This window comes from Vibrio sp. 10N.222.46.A1, from assembly GCF_041473595.1.
Classification (GTDB): Bacteria; Pseudomonadota; Gammaproteobacteria; order Enterobacterales; family Vibrionaceae; genus Vibrio; species Vibrio tasmaniensis_A.
In genome coordinates, this window is record NZ_JBFRSN010001636.1 from 1 (window position 1) to 782 (window position 782).

Sequence of the window (782 nt, forward strand, 5' to 3'; positions counted from 1 at the left end):
GCTGAAGCTGCTAGCAAAAAGCTAGCAGCAATCAGTGTCAATTTTGAACGGCATTTCATGCGTAGGAGTATCTCCTTTAAGCGCGCAAGTGCTCCGCTTTAACAACCATTTGTAGGCCGTTTGCTAACTGAACACGCACATCTTCCTTATTGATTTCAACAATGGTCGCAGCCATGTTTCCCGTACCCATGTTCACATTTACTTCTTTACCAGTGATAAATTCATCGGCGTTCAAAGCGCGTGTTTCTACAGGCTTTTCTACTTTCGGTGCTTTAGGCGCTTGACGACGAGGCTGTTGAGCTTTTTTCGCTTTAGCTTTCGCTTTGCCTTCGTCACGAGCTTTCTGTGCTTGTTCTTTACGACGAGCCTGAACTTTCGCTTTGCTTTCTGCAAGTGTCGCTTTAGCGTGCTCAACGTGCTCTTCTTCTAGTGTGCCACATACGTTGCCGTCTAGGTCAACACGTTCTGCGCCAGCTTTTACGCCGTGCAGGTAACGCCATGATGATGTGTACTGTCTTAACGCTGCACGAAGCTGAGTCTTACTTACTTTTTCGTCTTCATTTAGACGTTCAGCAAGATCTTGAAAAATACCAATTTTAAGTGGTTTCGCTTCACCTTCTAGAGTAAAGCATTTAGGGAAACATTCAGCAACATATGCGATAACTTCTTTGCTGTTTTTTAACTTTTCAGTGTTTTCCATGTGGGTTCCTGGTTTTTGCGGTTTTCCGCGAACATTAAGAAAATATTTTTACGTATTATAGAGAGATGCTTGGGAAAAACCC

The 782-nt window shown here is 43.6% G+C and carries 1 protein-coding gene; it reads right to left on the reverse strand.

Features of this window, described 5'->3' with window-relative positions; genetic code table 11:
* Positions 1 to 76 precede the first annotated feature (76 nt).
* Positions 77 to 700: an RNA chaperone ProQ gene (gene proQ, locus AB4496_RS28575; protein ID WP_009846654.1), complete on the reverse strand. Its 624-nt coding sequence runs from the start codon at positions 698 to 700 to the stop codon at positions 77 to 79.
* Between the last annotated feature and the right edge of the window lie 82 nt (positions 701 to 782).

Excerpts from the sequence above, each read along its gene's own strand:
- proQ (WP_009846654.1), bottom strand. The coding sequence starts at position 700 with ATGGAAAACACTGAAAAGTTAAAAAACAGCAAAGAAGTTATCGCATAT.